Raw genomic sequence first — 22,723 nt, 5'->3', positions numbered from 1 at the left:
CTCCCCACACCAGAATGTCTGTGAATTCTAGTTTTCATTCCTGTAAAAAAGAGGACTGAACAGAATCTCTGCGCCTTGTGTTCTTTGAGTTGGGATGGTCAAAGTAACCCGGACTGCTAGCAACTCAGTCATAGTTCGTCCTCCTTATGTACTACAGTAAATAATCTACATTACTACATTAGCCTATTCCAGAAAATTCGTTTAATTTATGCAATTTTAACTTTGATATTTATCGCCTATTGAAAAACCAATGCACAAATTTGTACATTATAAAAACAATTTTGGTAAAAAATATCTGTTCATCTTTCAGCAACCTCTAGCGAAAGAAAGAGTTTGAGGGTGACTATCTCTGTAATCATGAATGCGGATAAGTGTTTACCTGCTAAATAACTGATATGCCGCAATATTTCGGAAAATTACCCACCACAAACCAAGCTTGGACAACTATTAGCAATGTAAAAGCTGTAAGTTGGGAAAACAATATTGTTAATTTTGACTGTGGCGATTCACGCCTGATTATCAGCATACTTACTCCGAATTTAATCCGCGTGCGTTTTGCACCAACTGGGGAATTTATGCCTCGCCGCTCTTGGGCAGTGACGCCAGATGATGCAGAATGGGCAATAACACCTTTTGCAGTGCGGGAAACTGAAGCAACGGTCGAAATTGAAACAGCACAGATTCGTGTGTGCGTTCAGCGGGAAAAATGTCGCATCGCCTGTTTTGACAAAGCTAATCGTCCCTTCGCCCAAGATGCGGATATGGGGATGGGTTGGCGGATGGGTGCAGTTGCAGGGTGGAAGGAAATTGCAGCCGATGAACATTTCTATGGCTTTGGTGAACGTACAGGCTTTCTGGATAAACTCAGCGAAGTAAAAACTAACTGGACAACGGATGCCTTAGATTATGATTCACTCACTGATGAAATGTACCAGGCAATTCCATTTTTTATGGCTTTGCGTCCGCAGGTAGGCTATGGCATCTTTTTCAATACCACTTTTTGGAGTCAGTTCGATATCGGTGCTGAACAACCAGGTATTTGGAAGATGGAAACTCGTGGCGGTGAATTGGATTATTACATTATCTACGGTCCCGAACCAGCCCAAATCCTGGAGACTTACACTCAGCTAACTGGGAGAATGCCATTACCGCCAAAATGGGCGCTAGGTTATCATCAATGCCGTTGGAGTTACGAATCAGAAAACGTTGTGCGGGAACTAGCAAAGGAATTCCGTCAGCGCCGCATTCCTTGCGATGTTATTCACTTGGATATTGACTATATGCGGGGCTATCGAGTGTTTACTTGGAGTCCTCAACGCTTCGCAAATGCGGCAAAACTCATTAGTGATTTAGCACAAGATGGTTTCAAAACAGTCACAATTATCGATCCTGGTGTGAAGTATGAACCAGAAGGTAATTATCATGTTTTTGACGAAGGAGTAGAAAACGACTATTTTGTGCGTAAAGCTGATGGTACGTTGTTTCACGGCTACGTTTGGCCTGAAAAAGCTGTTTTTCCTGATTTTTTACGTCCTGATGTGAGCAACTGGTGGGCTGATTTACACAAAAGCTTAACTGATATTGGTGTGGCAGGAATTTGGAATGATATGAATGAACCTGCCATAAACGATCGCCCTTTCGGCGATGATGGTGAAAAGATTTGGTTTCCTCTAGATGCACCGCAGGGGAGCAGGGGAGCAGGGGAGCAGGGGAGCAGGGGAGCAAAGGGGCAGGGGAGCAGAGGGGCAGAGGAGAATTTAACTACGTCCACTCATATAGAAGTGCATAATTTGTATGGGTTGATGATGGCTAAAGCTTGTTATGAAGGGTTAGGACGGCATCGAAGTTCACAGCGATCTTTTGTGTTAACGCGATCGGGTTATGCTGGTGTGCAACGCTGGTCTTCTGTGTGGATGGGGGATAACCAATCGTTGTGGGAGCATTTAGAAATGTCTCTGCCGATGCTTTGTAACATGGGACTTTCGGGTGTGGGGTTTGTGGGTTGCGATATTGGCGGGTTTGCTGGTAACGCGACAGCTGAATTATTTGCTCGGTGGATGCAGGTAGGAATGCTTTACCCATTGATGCGCGGTCACTCGGCAATGTCTACTGCTCGTCATGAACCTTGGGTATTTGGCGATCGCGTTGAAAATATCTGTCGAGAATACATTAATCTACGTTACCAATTACTTCCCTATATTTATAGTCTTTTTTGGGAAGCGGCAACGACAGGCGCGCCAATTTTAAGACCCTTATTGTACCACTTCCCCAACGATCCGAAAACCTATAGCCTCTACGATCAAGTTTTGCTAGGTGCATCGCTGATGGCTGCACCAATTTACCGCCCTGGAGTTGAGCATCGAGCTGTCTACTTACCCGCTGGCACTTGGTATGATTGGTGGAGTGGCGATCGCTATGAAGGCCCGATTCACATTCTTGCTCATGCACCATTAGAAAGAATGCCACTGTATGTTCGTAGCGGTGCGATCGTTCCTATGCAACCTGTCAGCCAATACGTTGATGAAGCCCCACTCGACCAGATTCGGTTACGAATTTGGCCTGGTGACAACGAATATCAGTTATTTGAAGATGATGGACAGACAAGCAAGTATCAAGATAATAACTACTCAATAACTAACATCCGTGTATTTACTCATGCAAACCAAACAGTAGTGGAAATTGCAGCAAGAGTTGGAAAGTGGACACCTCCAACACGCGAAGCGATTGTAGAACTTGTTGGTATTGGAGAGCAACGGTTTCAAGATGACGGTAAGCGACATAGCCTACAATTCTGAAATACTCGTAAAGGTGGTTTTCGAGCCACCATTATTTCCTACTTTAAATTATGCAAGAAAAAATATGCATAGAGGTAGATGAAAGATCGGTCAAAGTGTAACCTAAAATACAAAGAACATCAATGATTAGCTCGTAAGAAACACGTAAGTTTACTACGCTAGATAGATGCGGTTACAAAACACTCAATGTTAAATATTAACCGCTTGCGGCTGCAAGATAGATTTAAAATGTCTACAAATGCACTTGTGGCAAGAGTCGCAAGTGCGATCGCTGTTTTTGTTGGTAGCTTGGTATTAGTTGGCTGGTGTCTGGGCATTGAAGTTCTTAAGCGCGGCTTCCCTGGTAGTCCTGCCACGATGAAAGTCAACACGGCGCTTTGTTTTGTGTTGTGTGGTTTGTCGCTGTGGCTATTTTTAAAAGCAGGAAAGCAGGGGAGCAGCACTTCGGCTACGCTCAGTGACCGAGGAGTAGGGGGGCAGAGGAGCAGGGGGGCAGGGGGAAACAATTCAAAATTCAAAATTCAAAATGACGTTCGCGGACTCGCTAACGCTGCGCTAACAAAATTATTTACCCGTTTCCCTACTCTTCTAATCTCTCAGGTCTGTGCAATAGCTGTCACCACAATTGCAGCGCTCACCCTTTGTCAATATCTGTTCGGCTGGAATCTGGGAATTGATGAACTGGTGTTTCGCGATTCGCGAACTAGTTTAGCGACATTGTATCCGGGGCGAATGGGGGTGAACACAGCACTGAACTTTATCCTGGTCAGCGTCGCCCTACAGATTCTGATTCATCCAAAAACCCACCGCAGTTATTGGTATGCCCAAATTATTGCTCTGATTGCTATTTTAATTTCCTTTCAGGCGCTGATGGGCTATGCCTACCAAGTGAAAGTTCTCTACGGACTGGCCCCTTATACAACATCAATGGCCTTACACACAGCAGTGTTGTTCCTCTTACTAAGTATAGGTATTCTGTGGGCGCGGGCAGAACATGGCTTAATGAGGGTAGTTACAAGTGATAGTTACGGCGGCTTACTTGCACGTCGTTTACTAGTTGCCGCGATCGCAGTACCTTTTATATTGGGATGGGTAATTGTCGAAGGTCAACGGGCAGGACAATACGATCCGGCATTTGCAGTATCAGTGTTTGCGATCGTTCTGATTGTAATTTTTACTATTTTGATTTGGCAAAGTGCCAGGGTTATTGAACGTCTCAGCTATCAACGCGACCTTGCCCAAGAAGCACTGAGAACCTACGAAGCTAAACTAGGAAGTTTTGTAGATGCTAACGTCATCGGTATTCTCTTTAGCGATGTGTATGGCGGTATCCAGCAGGCAAACGACGAATTCTTGAGGATGATTGGTTACGCGCGGGAGGATTTGTTAGCTGGTAAGTTAAGTTGGCGCAATATCACACCACCAGAGTATTTATACTTGGACGAGCAAGGTATCGCTGAAGCACAAGGAAACACCAACGCTACTTGTACGCCCTACGAGAAAGAATTTATTCGCAAGGATGGTAGCCGTATCCCGGTTTTAGTTGGTTACGTGCTGCTAGGAGAAAACCGCGAAGAGTCAGTAGCCTTTATCCTCGATTTGAGCGAACGCAAACAAGCAGAAGCAGAACAACAAAAATTAGCATTGCTGGTAGAAAATAGCTCTGACTTTATCGGCATTGCCACCCTTGAGGGTCAATTACTTTACATAAATGATGCAGGCCAAAAGTTGGTAGGGTTTGCCAACCTTAATGAAGTGAGGCAAAAAGCAGTATTAGATTACTTCATGCCCAAAGACAAAGCCTATTTCCAAAAATATATACTGCCGACTGTACTATCAGAAGGGCGCTGGCAGGGAGAATTCTGCTTCCGGCATCTCCAAACAGGTCAACCAATACCAGTTGATTACAATATCTTCACTGTTACAGATAACAACACAGGTCAGCCAATTGCCTTAGCAACTGTGACTCGTGACATCAGCCAGCAAAAGCAGACCGAAGAACAAATATTACAACTAAACAGGAATCTACAGCGCCGCATTAGTGAGTTACAAACTTTGTTGGAGGTAATTCCCATTGGAATTGGCATTGCCGAAGATCCAAAATGCCAAAATATTAAGGTCAACCCTGCTTTTGCCAAGCAGTTGGGGATATCCTCAGATGTAAATGCCTCCCTCAACGCTCCCTTGGACGAAAGACCAACAAGCTTTAAGATATACCGCGAGGGAAGGGAACTGTCAACAGAAGAACTCCCAATGCAGTACTCTGCTGCTCATGGTGTCGAAATTCTGAATTCTGAACTTGATGTCGTCCATAAAAATGGCAAAATTGTCAACCTGTTGCACTATGTTGCACCCCTGTTTGACGAAGAGGGGAAAACCAGAGGAAGCGTTGGTGCATTTTTAGATATTACGGAGCGCAAACAGGCAGAAGAAGTACTTTTAAATCAGCAAAAATGGCTGGAGGATGTGTTAAATCTGATGCCAAGACCGTTGCTGTTTATCGAACCAGGAACGGCGCGGGTAACTTTTGCCAATCGCTCTGCTGATGAATTAGCTGGGGGCGAATTTCCTAAAGGTGTACCTGCCCAAGAGTATCACACAGTCTACTACTATACAGATGCCGCTGGCGATCGCATCCCCAATGAACTTATGCCAGGAGTGCGGGTTGCCCGTGGCGAACGCCTGAATGGATTGGAGGTGGACTGGCACACTCCCACTGGCGTGCGCTCTCTACTAGTATTTGCTGATACCTTGCCAGCAATGCACGGTCATCCGGCTACCTGTATCTTAGTGTTCCAAGAAATCAGCAACCTCAAGGATGCACAAAAAGCCCTCTCGTTAAGTTACAAAAGGTTAAAGCTACTATTTGACACTGCCAACGATTTATTATCGAGTCAGGAACCAGTAGTACTAATCGATAGCGTCTACCAAAAACTAAGAGACCAAATTGGTTTAGATATTTACTTTAACTATTTGGTTGAGGATAACTCTCAGATAATGCGGCTAGAGTCTTACAGCGGCTTTTCCCAGGAGATAGCAAAGCAAATCGAGTCCTTGGAATTTGCTGAAGCGGTTTGTGGGACTGTCGCCGAGGAGCGTTATGCAATTTCTCTAGAGAATGTGCAGCAATCAATTGACCCGAAAACAGAATTGATTCGTTCTTTAGGAATTACTGCTTATTATGGTTATCCGTTGATTGCCCAAGGACGGTTATTGGCTACTCTTTCTTTTGGCAGCCGCACCCTGTTGAGCTTCACCGACAATCAAAAAGGGATGATGCAAGCAGTATGCGACCAAATAGCGATCGCAATGGAACGGGCTAGTTTAATTGCTTCTTTGCAACAACAAACTGAACAGTTGCAAGAAGCCAATCGGATGAAGGATGAGTTTCTAGGAATATTATCCCACGAATTGCGATCGCCCCTCAATGCCATCCTTGGTTGGGCGCAATTACTGCAACGAAGCAAGCTTAGTGATGCCCAAATGGCTAGGGCAACGGAGACAATTGAACGCAATGCCAAAGCGCAAACCCAGTTAATTGAAGACTTGCTGGATATATCGCGGATGGTTAGAGGCAAGTTACGCCTCGATGTCAGTACTTGTAATTTGGTTCCCATCATTGAGTCAGCCATCAAAACTGTTAGTTTAGCCGCCCAATCCAAGGAAATCGATTTGAGATTTTCCCTGATTCCCTCAAAAGCAACGCCAAATTCCGATTGGGAATTAGAAGTTAATCGCGAAAATATCGAATTTCCAGCAGCACAATCCCAAGCTAATCAACATTCAGAGGACAGCAAGCTGAGTGAAAATTCTCAATATTTAGTTTCCGGGGATGGCGAGCGCTTGCAACAAATCATCTGGAATCTGCTATCCAATGCCATCAAATTCACACCCGTTGGCGGAAGGGTAGAGTTGCAATTGTCAGTGGTTAGTGGACAAGAAAAACAACAGACAACGGATAAATATGCCCAAATTCAAGTGATTGATACAGGCATTGGTATAAGTCCTGATTTTCTTCCTTACGTCTTCGATCGCTTTCGTCAAGCTGATAGTTCTAGCACTAGAATCTATGGTGGATTAGGACTAGGATTAGCGATCGTCCGTAATTTAGTAGAATTACATGGCGGTACTGTGTACGTAGATAGCCCAGGCAAAGAACAAGGAGCGACGTTTACCGTCAAACTACCACTACTGAAAACTCCTCCCCAGTAGTCGCCAGCCCTAGCTATCTAATTGGTATACAAAGAAAATGCTTCAAACACGTTATGCGTCTCATCACGGTGTGTCAATATATACATAAATTTATAGGAAGGCGGTTTCTTTCCTTATCTATATTTTTCATGAATCTTCCCATAGTAGTTAACCATTTACTTACTACGTGCTTGGATTTAAGTAGCCCTTCTACTTACCGAGATTCAGGAGGTTGTTGCAGGCGTAATAGGGTATTGTAAACCTGCTTTTTTAAGATAGTATTATTTTGTAGTTCTATAGTAATTTTGTTGAACTGTTCAAATTTCAAACCATTATCTTCAACAATTTTTTGAGCGTGGTTACAGTAGTTCACTGCGATATCTTGAGCCTTCTTTGGAAGACCATTTATGCTGTTAGAATCGTTGCAAACAATCTGGGGAATTTCTCCATTGCCAATAAGTTTTTTAATTTCTTCAAAGGCATTTTGACGGGCTGGCTCCATTGCTAGCACGGCTTGAGCGTAACTGTTGATTTCAGTATTGTTAACTATTGGTGCTGGAGTTTGAGCCTCAGCTTTAGAACTCAATGAAAAAGCGTTGGAAATCACACTCACAGTAGCGATCGCACCGAAAAATAAAGAACGCGAAAGGGTTCGCTTTCGGCTAGTTCGAGAAAATAAATCGAAATTTTTCTTCATATAGTGTGTGACACGAAACTACATCAGGGATATTATAAGAACTTTGAATTATTTTCAGAGTTGGAAGTTCCAGGAACTGCTCAATAGATCGAGCTTTTATATTTGATTGTCAATTTCCTCGGCATACTTGACAAAGTTCGATTACTTTTGTCTGGAGTGTTGACATTTCTGATGCTCCTTGCTTGAGGCTGACTTCTAATTCCAGGAGTAGGGGTAAGCAAGAGATTAACTGTTGCACAGAAAGCAGCTTGATTTCTTGCTGTAAAAAGTAAATCCGTTTGGGATTACCGATATCAGCAGCTTTAGCGATCGCTTGTTGATTCCGTTCCCCACTTTCTATCATAATCTTGACCCACAGCCAGGTGCGAAATTGTCCAATCAGTGTGGCAACTATCCGTAATCCCGGCTCGGAAGCATTGTTCAAATCTGCCAGTGTTGTCAAAGCTTTAGCTGTATCTCCTGTTCTGATTGCTGCTGCTAATTGTAAGCTATTTTGAGTAGTATTTCTTACTAACTTCGTAACAGTATCTGTGTCTAAAGGCTTATTGCTATCTTGGACATATAGCCGTAATTTCTCTAACTCATTGTAAAGAAGCCGTGTATCATTACCAACAGATTCTGCCAATAAATGAGAAGTATTGGCAGTCAGTTTCACGCCCACAGTCTGGGCTGCTTGATTAACAGATTGCACCAGTAATTCTGTTTTCCAAGGTGGAATGAGAGGAAATTCTCGGAATTCAGTCGCAAACTGTTTTAACAATTTCGTGGATTTGAGGCGTTCATCTGGCTTATTGCGGCTGGTGAGCAATAAAAATGAGTTTTCGGGAATCACAGGTAGCGATCGCCCCAATTCTGCCAACACATTCTCTGGACAGTGCTGACACAGAGTAGTGTTTATCAGCCATACCAAGCGTCCACCAGCGCCAAAAGTAGGCGTCATCACCTGATTTAATCCCTGGATAGCAGCATCATCTCGATCTGGAGAGAATGCAGTGTAATTAAAACTTGTCCATAGAGGATCGAGGACGCGATCGCGCAAAAGTGCGATCGCCTTTTCCATCGCAAAATCATCTTCACCCCAGTAAACATAGATTGGCATAGATAAACCTCTTAGTAGATGGGGAATGGGGAATGGGGCATTGGGCATTAAGAGATTGGGGATTAATTATTCTCCCCTGCTCCTCTGCTTCCCTGCTCCTCTGCTCCCCTGCTCCCCTGCTCCCCTGCTCCCCTGCTCCCCTGCTCCTCTGCTCCCCTGCTCCCCTGCTCCCCACTTCCCACTTCCAAAAATTAAATACTTTTGAAATCATTCTCTTAATCAAGGTAATTTTCCCTAAAATCTATCAAGTGAGAGCATGAGGCTATGAAGATTGGACGACAACTATCAAACTTACTTAAATCGGTTAGCACGACTGACGCTACCAGAAGCCTACAGATCCCAAGCCCAGCATATTCAGGAATCTTCTAAATTTCAGCCACATTCTGGGTTGAGACAAGCAGCGTCCTTTCCTGGCTATACGCTAATTACCCCGCCGGCAGAAGAAGAATCACAAAACTCTGCTTTCTATGCCAAATTACAGACTTACCAACAGGAACTTTTGCAGTTGCCTGTAAACCGTAATTTGATTGTACCTGTACCTGCTGCTAGCTTCCATCTGACTTTAGCGGATTTAATTTGGGACAATGCTTACCTTGACACCTACGAAAAAAATCCTAAATTTGACGAGGAGTTACATTCTTGTTTGGCTGAAATGTTTCAGCAATATCAACAATTGATGACAAATAGGAATAATCCGATTAAATGGCAAATGCTGGGGCTGATACTGATGCCAAGAGCTATAGCCGTTTGTTTAGTACCTCAAGATCAACGCTGCTACGAGGAAATTATTCAATTTCGCCGAACAATTTATCAAAATCCCAAGTTAATTGCCTTGGGTATTGAGCAGCATTATCACTTCACAGCCCATGTTACATTAGCCTATTTTGGGGAGGTTCCATCTGACCTAGACCGCATAAGCTTCAGCACCATGCTTTCTCAATTGAATGAACAATGGCTGTTGAATTTGCCACAATTTTTAATCGATCGTGTTGAATTACGAAAGTTTGACAACATGACACGCTATTATCGTGAACCAGACTGGCCGATTTTAGCTTTTTAAGTAATTAGTTAGTAGTCAGTAGTTTCCACTCACTGACTACTGACTACTCATTATTAATTAACTTAAAATTTCGGTTGTTGATAACCGAGGTAAATTGCTTCTAAAAAAACATCAGGCGTAACAGCTTCTGGCAATTTTTCTAAATTAATAATAGCTTTAACTTGCTCGGCTAGCTTTAGAGAGAGTGAGGCTCTTGCCTTTAACGACATTGCGCCACGTCGCTGCAAATACTCACGAATCACAGCAAAATCATCTGGCATCAATTGCGAGAAATCAGCAATCGCTATTAACTGTTCGTGAAGCTCTTTTGCCTGTTCTGAAATTGTCAATCGTGCAGATGCAGTGGGTGTTTGGGCTTGAATTACAATTGTGCCAGCAGCTAAATCACCCAAGCGCTTTTCGCGGCTACCCAACATAATTAGAAAAGCACCGATAAACAAAGTTTCATCAAAAGGCCGCAGTAAAGCACGTAGCGTTGCTTGTTGTAACCCGATCAGTCTACCATCATCTCGAACTACACGAATTTTAGCAATCCGTTTACCAGGAGTTTGCCCAAACCATAAAGTTTCAAAAAATACAAAGTAGCCGACGTAAATAATAAAACTCACAAGCAATGCGATCGCCATCAGCCACAAAGTTACTGCGCTACCGAAAATATCTACCCAAAAATCTCCTAATTGGTCTGAAATGAGAGACCAAGCTGTGAAAATTCCCACCAAAAGTACAGCCAAAATGTGATAATCAATGACCAAAGCCCAGGCACGATTTCCGATTCCAGCAAGAGTGAATTCTAGTTCTACACTTTCTGGAGTATTAAATTTAACATTATTGAAAAGGTGCATAATCGTCTTTATACTGAGGTTTAAATTTCGCGATCGCGTAACTGCAAGCCTAACCCTTCACGACGACTCCGCAGGTCATAGTAAATAACAGCTTTAATTGCTTGCCAGAAGGGTAAAATAACTGCACTAACTAAAAATAATGTTACTAATATAAGTAAATAAACCATAGCAACAAGGAAAATTGCATTTGTTGAACCATTTATAATATTTGGTATTCCTTGCTGAATTAATACTGGCTGAATTAATGCTTGTATAATTCCTTTGACAATTAACTGAATAACTATTTGTATAGGCATTGGTATCAATAAAGATACGAACATTATTAAAACAATCCGCAATGCATTTCCTTTACTTAATTCCCAACTGCGGCTAACTGCTGTTATCGGATCGAGATGAGTTTCAATTCCTATTAGTACATCAGCTATAAAAAACCTTGCAGCGAACCAAAAAACAGCAGCCAATACAATAAAAACAGCCACAAAATTTAACAGCGGTAAAATCAAATTTAAGGGATTTATCCATTGTAAAGTCTGTAGGAGAGATAGTGAAATTACAAAAAATAGTAAGAGGGCAAAAGAAATCACCAAGAGCAAGAGTACAGTTAGTACAAACATCCATAAACGAGATTTAACTTTACTGCGAGCAGTATTAACAGTTTCGGGTTGATTGACTAATTCACCAAATGCTAATCGTGAAATAATGGCAGCATTAACTAAGAATTTTCCTAATGCATAAAAATACACAAATAGTTCAATTAGTACTACAATCAGCCAAACCAAAAAAGAATTATTGTTAAAGCGCAAGTTCCAAGAAAGTGCTATCACAGCAGGAATCAAAAGTAAAAATGGCAGCAATGACCACAAATACCCGATTAAAGCGAGCGAAAAGTAGGATTTTAGATGAGAGCGGTAAATTCGGAATCCAGCAGTAACTACATTCCCTAAACTCAGTGGTTGTATCTGGCCGGAAGATCCAAAGTTTTCAGACATAATGCTAAATTTTCCTTGAAATTACGGAGATGAATTTGAGGCTATCTTAAGCTAAGTTAAACTCAGTGTTCCCAAAATTCATGAATATTCAACGTTGGATTGCGCGACGAGAACCGAATTGGCAGCGTTTAGATGCCCTATTAAGGCAGATAGAAAAAAAAGGGTTAAAGTCCTTACAGGCAGCAGAAATTAGAGAGTTAGCGAGTTTGTATCGTTCAGTGGCAGCAGATTTGGCACGTGCCCGCACTCAGCAAATCGGCAATACTTTGATCCAAAGTTTACAATCTTTAACAACTCGTGCCTATACGCAGATTTACCAAGGTTCGCGGCGACAAGAATGGCAGGCAATCCTAGAATTTTATCGTTGGGGATTACCATCTGTAGTCCAGAAATCATTTGTATATATTGCTGTGGCAACGGCGCTGTTTCTAATAGGCGCACTAGTGGCTTGGTGGTATTCTTGGCAAAACCCCAGCTTTATGCCTTTGATTGTACCTGAAAGCTTGATTACCAAAGTACGAGATGAGCATAAATTATGGATGGGTTCAATTGTCGGTGTTGAACCTCTGGCATCCAGCGGCATCGCAATCAATAATTTGTCGGTGTCTTTTGGGGCTGTCGCCGGTGGTATGACAGGTGGAGCATACACAGCCTATTTGATGGTATTTAATGGTTTATTAATTGGTGCTGTTAGTACTTTAGTTGGCCAAAATAATCTGGCTTATCCTTTTTGGGCCTTTGTGTTTCCGCATGGTTCCTTGGAATTACCCGCGATTTTTTTTGCTGGAGGCGCAGGATTTTTATTAGCAAGAGCAATTTTATTTCCTGGTAAATATCGCCGTGGAGATGCACTGAAATTCTATGGTTATCAGGCAGTGCAGCTAGTATTTGGGATTGTACCAATGTTGATTATTGCTGGTGCGATCGAAGGCTTTTTCTCCCCTAATCCTAATATACCTGATGCAATTAAATATTTGGCAGGAATAGGATTATTTATACTTTTGGTAATGTATTGTAACCGCAAGAAAGCATGAAATAATTTAGATAGCGGCTGATTGGCAAATTAAAAAAATATTTTAGAATAAGGCAAATAGTAATTATGTAAATAAATCATCATAAATTGAAGCTAGGATAATCATGGTACAAACATCAAATAAAAGATTGACTCTAGAAGAGTTTCTCGCACTACCAGAAACTAAACCGTATTGTGAATACATTGACGGTCAAATCATTCCAAAACCTATGCCTCAAGGAAAACACAGCACTATTCAAGGAGAACTCTGCCCCACAATCAATTCTGTTATCAAAGTACAAAAAATGGGTTGGCCTTTTCCCGAATTACGTTGCACTTTTGCAGGACGTTCTATAGTTCCCGATGTCGCTGTATTCTCTTGGGCAAGACTTCCGATAGACGAAAATGGTGATATTGCCAATACATTTGCCGCAGCACCCGACTGGATAATTGAAATTCTCTCCCCCGAACAAAGCCATACAAAAGTTATCAAAAAAATCTTACACGCTCTCAATCACGGGACTCAAATGGGTTGGTTAATTGACCCTGATGAGCGCTTCATTGCTGCTTATCCTGCGGGACAACAACCTTTACCTTTTGAGGAAATTGAGTCTGTTTTACCAGTGCCAGAATTTTGTCAGGGGTTACAGTTGACGGTAGGTGATATTTTTGGATGGTTAAAGGTGACTGCCTAACAAATATTTACTGCAAGCCAACTTACTATTCTTACGCTGAAATATGCCAAGACGCACAAATGATATGCCAAAACGCATCATCACCGAATTATCTTAAAAAAATTATTAGTATCGTTATTCATAATATGCAGCAAGCCGATCGCGTCTCTGATTTTACGGCTTTCTTTAGCACCGATGAAAGTCGGATTGGTCAAATGGTTGAATTTGGCACTACAGAGCAAATCTTTAACAACCCATTAGACTCCCGCACCCGCGACTACATTTCAGGGCGTTTCGGTTAAGATACTTTCAAACGTGAATTATTGATTTTGTCGAACTAGCTTGCACTAGAAGATACTCATAAAATGTAGTTTAAAAAATTTACTAATCTTTATAAAAAAATAACTCGTCACTATCTATGAGAAATATACAGCAATACAGTTCAGTTAAGCCTAAAACTCAACTTCTACGTAGGTTAGCTTGAGGAAGGAAACCCAACACTTTCTTGACTTTGTTGGGTTTCACTTCGTTCTAACCAATCTACAATTTTGTTAACTTAACGGTATTTAAATATACAGCAAAATTCAGAATTCAGGAGTAAAACACGCTTTATATCTGGGTAACAGACTTAGCTTCTGTACTTCACCAAATTGAAATCTGCTGTATGTATGATATATTTTGATTTCTACGTAGCTATTTTAAATCGAACTAGACCTAATCCTTTTTCATAAGAAAGGATGCTATATCAGTCAAGGTGCAAAAGATGGGTATAAAAAGCCTGTAAAAGATCAATTTTAGAACACAGTCTTGATACAAATATCTAATAACACTTTATTTGCTGTATGACTACTGTATAGCTACGTAATTTCCATGAATATCTCATTTTGGCAGTAACATAGTGAAACGGCATTGCTGATTTGTACTGTTTTACTTAATCAAGTTTTATTTCATACGTTTTAGGAATATGAGTAAACTAATTCCAGCCATCAGAGTCAAAAACTTCAGCTTCTATTACGACACTCAAAAGATAGTTGAAGGCGTGTCAATGGATATTTACCAAAACCAAGTCACGGCAATTATTGGTTCTAGTGGTTGTGGGAAGTCTACTTTTCTTAAATCGTTAAATCGCATGAGTGAATTAGAAGCAGAAGTAAAAGTTGAAGGAAAAGTAGAATTTTTTGGGCAGAGTATTTATGAGCGTCGTGTCAACATCAATCGCTTACGTCGCCAAGTTAGTATGGTTTTTCCCAAACCAAATCTTTTTCCCATGAGCGTTTACGATAATGTTGCTTATGGGGTGAAGTTAGTTGGATGGCATCCGAAAGTAGAATTAGATGGAATTGTTGAATCTGCCATCAAAGCTGCCGAACTTTGGGATGAAGTGAAAAATAAGCTGCACAAATCTGCTTTAGAGCTTTCTGGTGGTCAACAGCAAAGATTATGTATTGCCCGTGCTTTAGCGGTCAAGCCGAATGTTCTTTTGATGGATGAGCCTTGTTCAGGCCTCGATCCTATGGGTAGTATAAAAATTGAGAATTTGATCCATAATTTGCGTTCTGAGTTGACAATTGTGATTGTTACTCACAATATGCAGCAAGTTACTCGCCTATCTGATTTTACGGCTTTCTTTTATAGTAATGAAAATCGTATTACTCAAATGGTTGAATTTGGTACTACCAATAAAATCTTTACTAACCCTGTGGATTCTCGCACCCGCGACTATGTTTTTGCTCGTGTCGGTTGAAGTGTTTCTTAAATTCTAGCTATTCAGAGGGTTAATACATAGTGCAAGCGGAAATGAGGAATTAAATTGAATTTCCGCTTGCTTTAAGTTTTTCTGGTGTTGGGCAATACGAACTGATGTTGACAGTACTTTTTTATACTATATACTTAAAGAAAAGTATCTGCTCTAGACCACCTGAATCATAAAATGAAATGTCCCCGGTGCGAATCTACTTCATATCGTAAAAATGGTCGTCGGAATGACAAGCAGAATTACCTCTGCAAAAATTGTGGTAAACAATTCCTAGAAGTTGCATTCTCTCGTTCGTTGGAAAGTGACTTGCTTGCTAACAGCAACGGACACAGTAAAGTATCTATACATGAAGCTAGAGAAATTTTTTTAGTAAAAAACTTACAAAAAGAAAAAGTTACAGAGGAAAGACTTAACCCTTTTAGTTTTATCTTAGCTGAAGAACTGCTGCAAACTATATTATCGCCTGATTGGCTAGAATCTACTGCGTTCAATCAATTACTCCTCAAAATTCAGCAAAAAAATGAAATTAAACCTAAGCTAGAAACAGGAATCTCTCTTCTACTTTTGGATGCAGAAAACTTAAAATTAGATGTAAATTCAGAATTATTTTTAGCTAGTGTCTGCAAGTACCCTCTCCAAGTTAAAATAGCATTTGCTAACTGGAGAAATCCAAGCACTGGTAAGCAAGACATTGAATTGTATAACCGTGGCTATCAACTTGTCCATGTACCTGGAGGTAAGGACAGTGCTGATGCAAAAATGATCGCATTTGGTTCTTGTATTTTACACTCTTATCCAACAGTTAAAGAAATTTTGGTCTGTTCTGGTGATGGAATTTTTATCCACCTTTGTAACCAACTCCAGAACCAAGGATTGATTGTCTACTGGGTACGTAGACAAGGGTCAACTTTGCATATAGAGAACCGAAGTAGTGGCAAAATTACTGATTATTCCTTAGCAATGGCAACAGAAGTTCCATCCTTGGAAACAGTGGTTGATACAATTCAAGATTTAATTAAAACTGAACAGGAATCAATCAATGCTCGACTAGACAGTTTGGTAGCTGTTGCAACTTTATTTCAAGAAAGATGCGATATCGATATTAAAGATAATCCAAAAAAAACAGAAGCTGAGAAAATCATCCCTATTTTAAATAATTCATTTTCAGAATCTATTCAAGAAGAATCAGCGGAAAATCCTAATGAAAAAACATTAGAGAAATTACTATTAAAAATTATTCAAGATATACAAATAAACTCTCCTCAAACTAAATTATCTGTGTCAAAGCTAGGCTCAGAGTTACGTAAAATAACCGGAGAATCTCCTAATTCGATTATTAAAAAATTAAAGTTAGGTTCCAATTTTACCAAATATTTAGAATCATCTTCCACATTTACATTAAAGGCGAGTGGCAAGGAATATGAAGTAATGGCGCTACTCAGCGAGTAAATACTTTCTAGATGCCTACGTACAAGCTGAGCCTGTAATTCTGTATTATGTAAAATAGATGTAAAGAAATGTAAATGATACAATGCAGGATAAAGTTGTTGTTATTGTCGGTGCTAGTGGTGGTATTGGTTCAGCTTTAACACAAAAACTTGCGCCTACTGGAGTCCGGTTGGTACTGGCTGCCAGAGATGCGGTGCGTTTAACCACATTGGCTGCTGATTTACCAGGACAAGTTTTAACTGTTCCCACCGATATTACTGACCCCAAACAGGTAGATACTTTGATAGAAAAGACGATCGCTGAGTTTGGTAAAATTGATATTTTAGTGAATGCAGCTGGTGCTGGTATACTCAAGCCCTACAACAGCCTAGAACCCGCTGATTTAGACAAGATGTTAGATGTCAACTTAAAAGGTAGCTTTTACACCACTCAAGCGGCCGCTGAAGAAATGCAAAAGCGCAAGTCTGGTCACATCTGTAATGTGGTAGGAATTCTGGGCAAGCATTCGATGGGGATGGCAGCAGCTTATTCGGCTTCTAAGTTTGGTGTTGTCGGTTTTAGCAAGTGCATGGCAGAAGAACTCAAGCGTTTTGGTATCAAGTTCACGCTATTCTACTTTGGTGGGGTAGATTCTCCTTTTTGGGATAACGTCAACCTAAAAGTAGACCGAAAAAAAATGCTCAGTCCTGAAACTGCTGCCAATGCGATTTTCTTTGCTCTTTCTGCTGAACCGCAAGCTGTACCAATGGAAATTAACATTCAACCTGATAGTCATTTGTTCTTTTAAAGGTGGAGTAAGTGTACATAATTATTGCTTAGGAAGGACGTGAAAATCTAGCAAAAAAGGCAAAATTTACAGATATATAAACTGTTATGCTGGATTTTCAATATCTATGAAAATTGATCGCATTCATTTCTATGTAGAAGACGCCAAAGTGTGGCGGGATTGGTTTGTACGCCATCTTGGTTTTCAAGCAGTAACCGATCGCATCAGTTCATTTCACACTTGTACAGAAGTGGTGAAAAATGGTGATGTCTGCTTTTTTCTGTCTTCACCACTATTACCTACAAGTCCAGTAGCTGAATTTCTGCGTCAATATCCACCTGGTGTGGCAGATGTCGCTTTTGCTGTCGAAGATGTCGAAGGCGCGATCGCACTAGCTCAAAAACACGGTGCGACAATCCTACAACCCATCCAGGAACGCCAAGAAGGTACGGAATTCATCAAATGTGGCAAAATTGCCGCCTGGGGTGGACTGACTCATACATTAATAGAAAGGTCATTGGTCATTTGTCCGTCGTCATTTGTAACTAACACAAATGACAAAGAACAAATGACAAATGACAACACTTTTACCGCCATAGATCACATAGTCTTAAACGTAGCAGTTGGTGAATTGGATCGTGCTGTGGCTTGGTACGAAAAAATTCTAGATTTTCAACCCCAGCAGGCATTTAAAATTAAAACCAATCGCTCTGCTTTACACAGCCAGGTGATGGTTTCGCGCAACGGTAGCGTCCAATTGCCAATTAATGAACCTGCTTCTAAGAATTCTCAAATTCAGGAATTTCTAGATGTCAATCGGGGCCCAGGAATTCAACATATTGCCTTGCGGACGACTAATCTTGTGAGTGCGATCGCTAAATTTCGTGCCAGTGGTTTATCCTTACTCTCGGTTCCTCAATCCTATTACTCGCAGCTAAAACAGCGGCCAGGACTCACGCTATCACCCTTAGAACTAGAAGCGATCGCTCAACAGGAAATTCTGGTGGACTGGCAAGAATATACTCCCGTAGGGACAAAACAAACCGCGCCCCTACTACTGCAAATTTTCACCCAGCCCATTTTTGAACAGCCGACATTTTTCTTTGAATTTATTGAACGCCGTTTCCAAGCTCAAGGTTTTGGCGAAGGTAACTTTCGCGCCTTATTTGAAGCTATTGAAAGCGAACAAATCAAACGCGGTACTTTGCAATGATTGCCTGAGTACAAAATATCAATTGAAATTAGCTAAAATTGATAGTCTCGAAAAATAGCCATACATCTGAGATAATTTTAATAAAAATTAACATTTTCCGCCGATGCTAAGATTGATTACTGACTTCGACGGCCCAATTATTGATGTTTCCGAACGATATTACCGCGTTTATCAATTCTGCTTAGATAAAACCCGTCGCCCAGATCAAGTAGTGCAAGAACTTCCGAAAGCGGAATTTTGGCAGTTAAAGCGATCGCGTGTTCCTGAAAAACAAATCGCCTTAAATTCCGGGTTAGACGAAGCTCAAGCTCAAGAATTCGCCCAATTACGGCGGCAAACGGTGCATACAGAAGCTTATTTCAACTATGACACCCTCGCGCCTGGCGCTGTGGATGCACTGTTAAAAATACAACAAGCTGGAATTGATTTGGCAGTTATGACGATGCGCCGAGTTCGAGAACTAGATTATGCCTTTAAAAAACACGATTTAGGGAGATTTTTCCCGGAAAATCGTTGTTACTGTCTGAGTAACGACTACGTTAAAACTCGCGATATTGAAGATAAGCCCTTGTTAATGGCTAGGGCATTAAAAGAACTGCCCCCAGCTGCTGATACTTGGATGGTGGGAGATACGGAAGCTGACATCACCGCTGCGAAAAATTATGGGATTAAGGTGATGGCTGTAGAATCTGGGATTCGCGATCGCACCCAACTAGAACTTTACCACCCCGACTTAATTGTTCAGGATTTTAGCGCTGCTGTAGATTTAGTTCTAAAAGCTAAACACCTTGTCTAAAAGGCTCTGTACCTGCAACATATTCAATTGATCGGCATTCGGGTTGCAAATTAAAATAGGAGTCAGAATAGGTATTCTGACTCCTGACTTTTTATTTTAGAAGAACACACATAAACCATGTCTTCTTTATACAAACCTACTTACGGCAGTGGTTTAACGTAGAAAACTACTAACTAACCACAACAATATAAACGTCACTACAGTAGAGAACTGATTCGTTTCCAGACTGATAAATGATATTTGTGGTAAGAGCCAGCTAGCAACTAGTCCCCCAACGATTAGGCCAATTATTAAACTGACCAGGGTGAACAAAACTGCTCGGCCAAATTTGCCTTCCTTGCGATTAAGAAAGTAAATACTAGTGCCCACGCCAACCACCAATGCTAACTGCAAAACCTGATCGCCTCCCTCTGGATAGAACAGGCTAATAGAACTCAAACCGAGAAACCAAGCTCCTGGTAAGAGTATATCCGCAGGAGTTGGCTGATCCAGCATCCGTTGCAGCCATGCGGGTGACTGCTCGCGAGGGGTTGGACTTTCTTTAGGAGGCGATTGCACTCGCAACTCTGGAAACCGTATCCGCTCAGGGACTTTGATTTTACCTTCCTGGCGCATCCGTAAGCGATCCATTAAAATCGCATCGTAAGCTGCCTCAATCACTTCTAAATGCTTGGCATCGCCATTATGTTGCTCGAATAGGCGATTACGAGCATCCTGAATTTCATCGAAGCTAGCCTCTTCTGATACCCCAAGTTTTTCGTAGGGATTTTGATCGCTCATGGGAGTTTGTTACTTCAGCCTCAATCAGCGGCAGTCTTTTATCGAATAAAAAACAGCTTTAGGTTTTATTTTGATCGAAACTAAAGTCTCGACCTAATTTATATGCCCTACCAGGATAGTAGCACGGGTTAGTTTGATCGACTTTGTAATTTCAACTATAGTCACTTTAACATATCGCTATAACTCCGTGTATACCCTCATGTCGTTGTCTAATTCTGGCTCTAATCTAGAATTTGAACGGAGAGTACCTAAAAGTCATGGTTTTTATGAAAAAATCAACTTTAATGTTTCAAATTTGGCAACTTACTGTGCCCTAAAAGAGTTTTTTTTAATTATACTGAATAATCGCTTGTGGTATATATCCACATATCGATTTAAAATTGAAACGTTTTAAGTTGCCACCTAACTGGGATTGAGAAGGTGTCTTGCTATCAAGAACGGTTGCAGTTAAAGTCAGAGCGCTTATATACTGTTGGCTAACAGAAGTTTCGCCTTCTAATTGCCTACAATCCTGATTAGAGTATTTATTTTGAGCGATCGGGATTGTTATACCGTAGCCATGTAGATTCTTAGTTAGTCCTAAAGTGGCAACTGCGTTTTTACGCAATTCTCTTGTTAATCTTACGAATTTTTGTGCAAAGTAATGGTCATGGCTCCCGCCAAGATTCTTGTAGTTGACGACGACCCTGCGGTTCGGAATTTAATCCAACGCTTTTTGATTAAACAGAACTATCAGGTGGAGGCTGCCGAAGACGGAAAAACAGCCTTAAATCTATTTGAGCAATTTAACCCCGATCTGGTGATTCTAGATGTGAATTTACCAGATGTCACAGGGTTTAACCTCTGCCAAGAGATGCAAAGTCGTAATGGTGTTTTTGTTTTGATGTTGACTAGCCGTGCTGACGAAGCTGACAAAATTCGCGGCTTTGCTAAAGGTGCTGACGACTATCTCACCAAGCCTTTTGGGCTAGGAGAACTAGAAGTCAGAGTCGGAGCTATTTTGAGGCGTCAGCGAGTGATAACTACGGCCGAGCAGAAACGCTTGGTATTTGAAAAACTTATGATCGATCCAGTGCGACGGGAGGTAGCACTTAATAACCAAGCAGTACCCTTAACTGCTCTGGAATTTGACTTGTTGCATTTTTTAGCTAGTCATCCAGGCCGAGTTTGGCGGCGGGCGGAGCTAATCCAAGAGGTATGGGATTATGAATATGTCGGCGACCAACGGGTTGTAGATGTACATATCGGCCAAATTCGCAAGAAGATTGAAATTGATGCTAGTCAGCCAGCATTAATTCAAACTGTACGTGGCGTAGGCTATAAATTTGAATCCCCTGCTCATCCCCAGCATTTGGAAGCCAAATCCTAAGTTTATAGTCTAGAGTTTTTTAACTCTTGACTGTTGACTCTTGGGGTAGTGGTTGATGAATTTTCTTGGTTTTAGTAACAGACAAATTTAGATAATCAAAATAAGTAGATATTCCTCAAATACACCCCAAACAGTGATTTGAGATATTTATTTGTCTATCTATTTAAGATAGTGGACAGGGGAGAGAGTCCACTAGAAAAAATTTCTTGGCATGTTACCGTTTTGGTAGATATAACGGTGCTGAGATTAGAGTTCATAGGGTAAATAGCTGTGCATTGGTAGCCAACTTAAGCTAAAGTCCTCTTGAAACCCCATTTCTACCCTCTATCTTGAAATGCTGCTCATTGGGCTGCTGCTGTAAGTCAGGGAGGCGGCAGCCTCAAAATAGGTATTCCCAGTCTTAGACTGAGAAAAAAGGTAAATTCCGGTCCGTTACCAACTACTTTTGGCTATAAGAGAAACTATTAGAACTTTTTTATGGATCGGAATCTACCGATCTTTTTTATTTTAATATTGCCGATCGCTATTAGCTTAAAATCCCGTCAATGGGGCACGGTATGCCGTGCCCCATTAATAGGGGAATAACGCCCTTGATACCAGTACCTATGGGGTGTCTAGTAAATTAGCTGTTGCTGGTGAGTCGGTACAGGGCATTTCTACTGTGGAGTGGTGGAACAAAGTTTCCAGATAGACTCGAGCCGCACGGCGATCGCTATCTCCATTTTGGAGTAAAAACAATGATAGTGCCGCCGTCAGTACTCTGTTTTCATCCCAATCGGGATGGGTTTCTAAGTAGTTTTTTAAGGATTCGTGGAGTGTTTCAGGAATTTCTGTAAAGATGCTAACCGTTGATTTCATGAGATTTTCCTCCTATGAGGATAATCAAGAGGGACAAGTTGCTTGCGGTAAAGCGGTTTAGGGCTTTACACGCTCTTTCGCTATCCCGACAATCTGCACTTACATCTGATGGTAATATATTTTACACATTTGATGCTAGCCGATTGAACGGATTATAAAAGCAAGCCGCATCATTGTGCGCCAAGAGGGGGTGGGTTTGTCAATGCTGCGAAATGTTAAAAACGATTGTATAAAAAATAAATACGAACGACAGAATAGGCATTTAAGGCAATTTTTTGTTACTTTACTTCATAAAAACTCAGTCCTTAAACTTCTTTGGTACTTATAATCAACAATCCCCAGTAAGACAGCAAGAAGCCTATTAGCTCGTATAGCGC

18 protein-coding genes and 2 pseudogenes are annotated in these 22,723 nt (G+C 41.2%); 12 read left to right on the top strand and 8 right to left on the bottom strand.

Annotation, left to right across the window (positions count from 1 at the left end):
- Window positions 1-395 precede the first annotated feature (395 nt).
- A complete protein-coding gene (locus V7K84_RS19110; RefSeq protein ID WP_334840302.1) occupies window positions 396-2,795 on the top strand; it encodes a glycoside hydrolase family 31 protein in 2,400 nt (799 codons plus the stop codon).
- A gap of 186 nt (window positions 2,796-2,981) precedes the next feature.
- A complete protein-coding gene (locus tag V7K84_RS19105) occupies window positions 2,982-7,007 on the top strand; it encodes a PAS domain S-box protein (RefSeq protein WP_334840301.1) in 4,026 nt (1,341 codons plus the stop codon).
- 193 nt (window positions 7,008-7,200) lie between these two features.
- Here V7K84_RS19105 and V7K84_RS19100 read toward each other — a convergent pair whose 3' ends face one another.
- From V7K84_RS19100 to V7K84_RS19090, 3 genes are all read right to left on the bottom strand, one after another.
- Window positions 7,201-7,683, bottom strand: a complete 483-nt coding sequence (locus V7K84_RS19100) for a DUF4168 domain-containing protein (RefSeq protein ID WP_334840300.1) — start codon at window positions 7,681-7,683, stop codon at window positions 7,201-7,203.
- A 109-nt stretch (window positions 7,684-7,792) separates the two neighbouring features.
- Window positions 7,793-8,782 (bottom strand): DNA polymerase III subunit delta, encoded by a 990-nt coding sequence (holA, locus tag V7K84_RS19095; RefSeq protein WP_334840299.1) that lies wholly within the window; start codon window positions 8,780-8,782, stop codon window positions 7,793-7,795.
- Window positions 8,757-8,993 (bottom strand): hypothetical protein, encoded by a 237-nt coding sequence (locus tag V7K84_RS19090; RefSeq protein ID WP_334840298.1) that lies wholly within the window; start codon window positions 8,991-8,993, stop codon window positions 8,757-8,759. The genes holA and V7K84_RS19090 overlap by 26 nt, the downstream gene beginning before the upstream one ends.
- Before the next feature lie 60 nt (window positions 8,994-9,053).
- On the opposite strand from V7K84_RS19090, the gene V7K84_RS19085 reads away from it, so the two are divergent.
- On the top strand, window positions 9,054-9,842 hold the full coding sequence (locus V7K84_RS19085) for a DUF1868 domain-containing protein (RefSeq protein ID WP_334840296.1): 789 nt from the start codon (window positions 9,054-9,056) through the stop codon (window positions 9,840-9,842).
- Between the two features lie 62 nt (window positions 9,843-9,904).
- Here V7K84_RS19085 and V7K84_RS19080 read toward each other — a convergent pair whose 3' ends face one another.
- Together V7K84_RS19080 and V7K84_RS19075 are read right to left on the bottom strand one after the other, a co-directional pair.
- Entirely contained in the window at window positions 9,905-10,684 is a 780-nt protein-coding gene (locus tag V7K84_RS19080; protein WP_334840294.1) for an RDD family protein, read from the bottom strand.
- Between the two features lie 20 nt (window positions 10,685-10,704).
- Window positions 10,705-11,673: a DUF975 domain-containing protein gene (locus tag V7K84_RS19075; RefSeq protein WP_334840292.1), complete on the bottom strand. Its 969-nt coding sequence runs from the start codon at window positions 11,671-11,673 to the stop codon at window positions 10,705-10,707.
- An 80-nt stretch (window positions 11,674-11,753) separates the two neighbouring features.
- On the opposite strand from V7K84_RS19075, the gene V7K84_RS19070 reads away from it, so the two are divergent.
- From V7K84_RS19070 to V7K84_RS19035, 8 genes and pseudogenes are all read left to right on the top strand, one after another.
- On the top strand, window positions 11,754-12,707 hold the full coding sequence (locus V7K84_RS19070; protein WP_334840291.1) for a stage II sporulation protein M: 954 nt from the start codon (window positions 11,754-11,756) through the stop codon (window positions 12,705-12,707).
- 103 nt (window positions 12,708-12,810) lie between these two features.
- Complete coding sequence (locus tag V7K84_RS19065) at window positions 12,811-13,380, top strand: Uma2 family endonuclease (RefSeq protein ID WP_334840290.1); 570 nt, start codon at window positions 12,811-12,813, stop codon at window positions 13,378-13,380.
- Between the two features lie 104 nt (window positions 13,381-13,484).
- Window positions 13,485-13,661 (top strand): annotated as a pseudogene (locus tag V7K84_RS19060) (phosphate ABC transporter ATP-binding protein); the annotation flags it as partial.
- Between the two features lie 662 nt (window positions 13,662-14,323).
- A complete protein-coding gene (gene pstB / locus V7K84_RS19055; RefSeq protein WP_334840288.1) occupies window positions 14,324-15,103 on the top strand; it encodes a phosphate ABC transporter ATP-binding protein PstB in 780 nt (259 codons plus the stop codon).
- A gap of 186 nt (window positions 15,104-15,289) precedes the next feature.
- A complete protein-coding gene (locus V7K84_RS19050; RefSeq protein ID WP_334840287.1) occupies window positions 15,290-16,564 on the top strand; it encodes an IS1/IS1595 family N-terminal zinc-binding domain-containing protein in 1,275 nt (424 codons plus the stop codon).
- 82 nt (window positions 16,565-16,646) lie between these two features.
- A complete protein-coding gene (locus V7K84_RS19045) occupies window positions 16,647-17,351 on the top strand; it encodes an SDR family oxidoreductase (RefSeq protein WP_334840286.1) in 705 nt (234 codons plus the stop codon).
- Window positions 17,352-17,457: 106 nt separating this feature from the next.
- A complete protein-coding gene (gene hppD / locus V7K84_RS19040; RefSeq protein WP_334840285.1) occupies window positions 17,458-18,543 on the top strand; it encodes a 4-hydroxyphenylpyruvate dioxygenase in 1,086 nt (361 codons plus the stop codon).
- A 103-nt stretch (window positions 18,544-18,646) separates the two neighbouring features.
- A complete protein-coding gene (locus tag V7K84_RS19035; RefSeq protein ID WP_334840284.1) occupies window positions 18,647-19,339 on the top strand; it encodes an HAD family hydrolase in 693 nt (230 codons plus the stop codon).
- Window positions 19,340-19,492: 153 nt separating this feature from the next.
- On the opposite strand, the gene V7K84_RS19030 is transcribed toward V7K84_RS19035, so the two are convergent.
- A complete protein-coding gene (locus V7K84_RS19030; RefSeq protein ID WP_292780627.1) occupies window positions 19,493-20,119 on the bottom strand; it encodes a CPP1-like family protein in 627 nt (208 codons plus the stop codon).
- A gap of 328 nt (window positions 20,120-20,447) precedes the next feature.
- Window positions 20,448-20,726: a hypothetical protein gene (locus tag V7K84_RS19025; protein ID WP_334840282.1), complete on the bottom strand. Its 279-nt coding sequence runs from the start codon at window positions 20,724-20,726 to the stop codon at window positions 20,448-20,450.
- A 42-nt stretch (window positions 20,727-20,768) separates the two neighbouring features.
- Here V7K84_RS19025 and V7K84_RS19020 point away from each other — a divergent pair, with 42 nt between their 5' ends.
- Complete coding sequence (locus tag V7K84_RS19020) at window positions 20,769-21,488, top strand: response regulator transcription factor (RefSeq protein WP_094348795.1); 720 nt, start codon at window positions 20,769-20,771, stop codon at window positions 21,486-21,488.
- 666 nt (window positions 21,489-22,154) lie between these two features.
- Here V7K84_RS19020 and V7K84_RS19015 read toward each other — a convergent pair.
- Window positions 22,155-22,346 (bottom strand): annotated as a pseudogene (locus V7K84_RS19015) (DUF2811 domain-containing protein); the annotation flags it as partial.
- Window positions 22,347-22,723: the final 377 nt, after the last annotated feature.

Source organism: Nostoc sp., assembly GCF_036917315.1.
Lineage (GTDB): Bacteria > Cyanobacteriota > Cyanobacteriia > Cyanobacteriales > Nostocaceae > Nostoc.
Note: the sequence above shows the minus strand (reverse complement) of the source record. Positions and strands in the feature narration are given on the sequence as shown.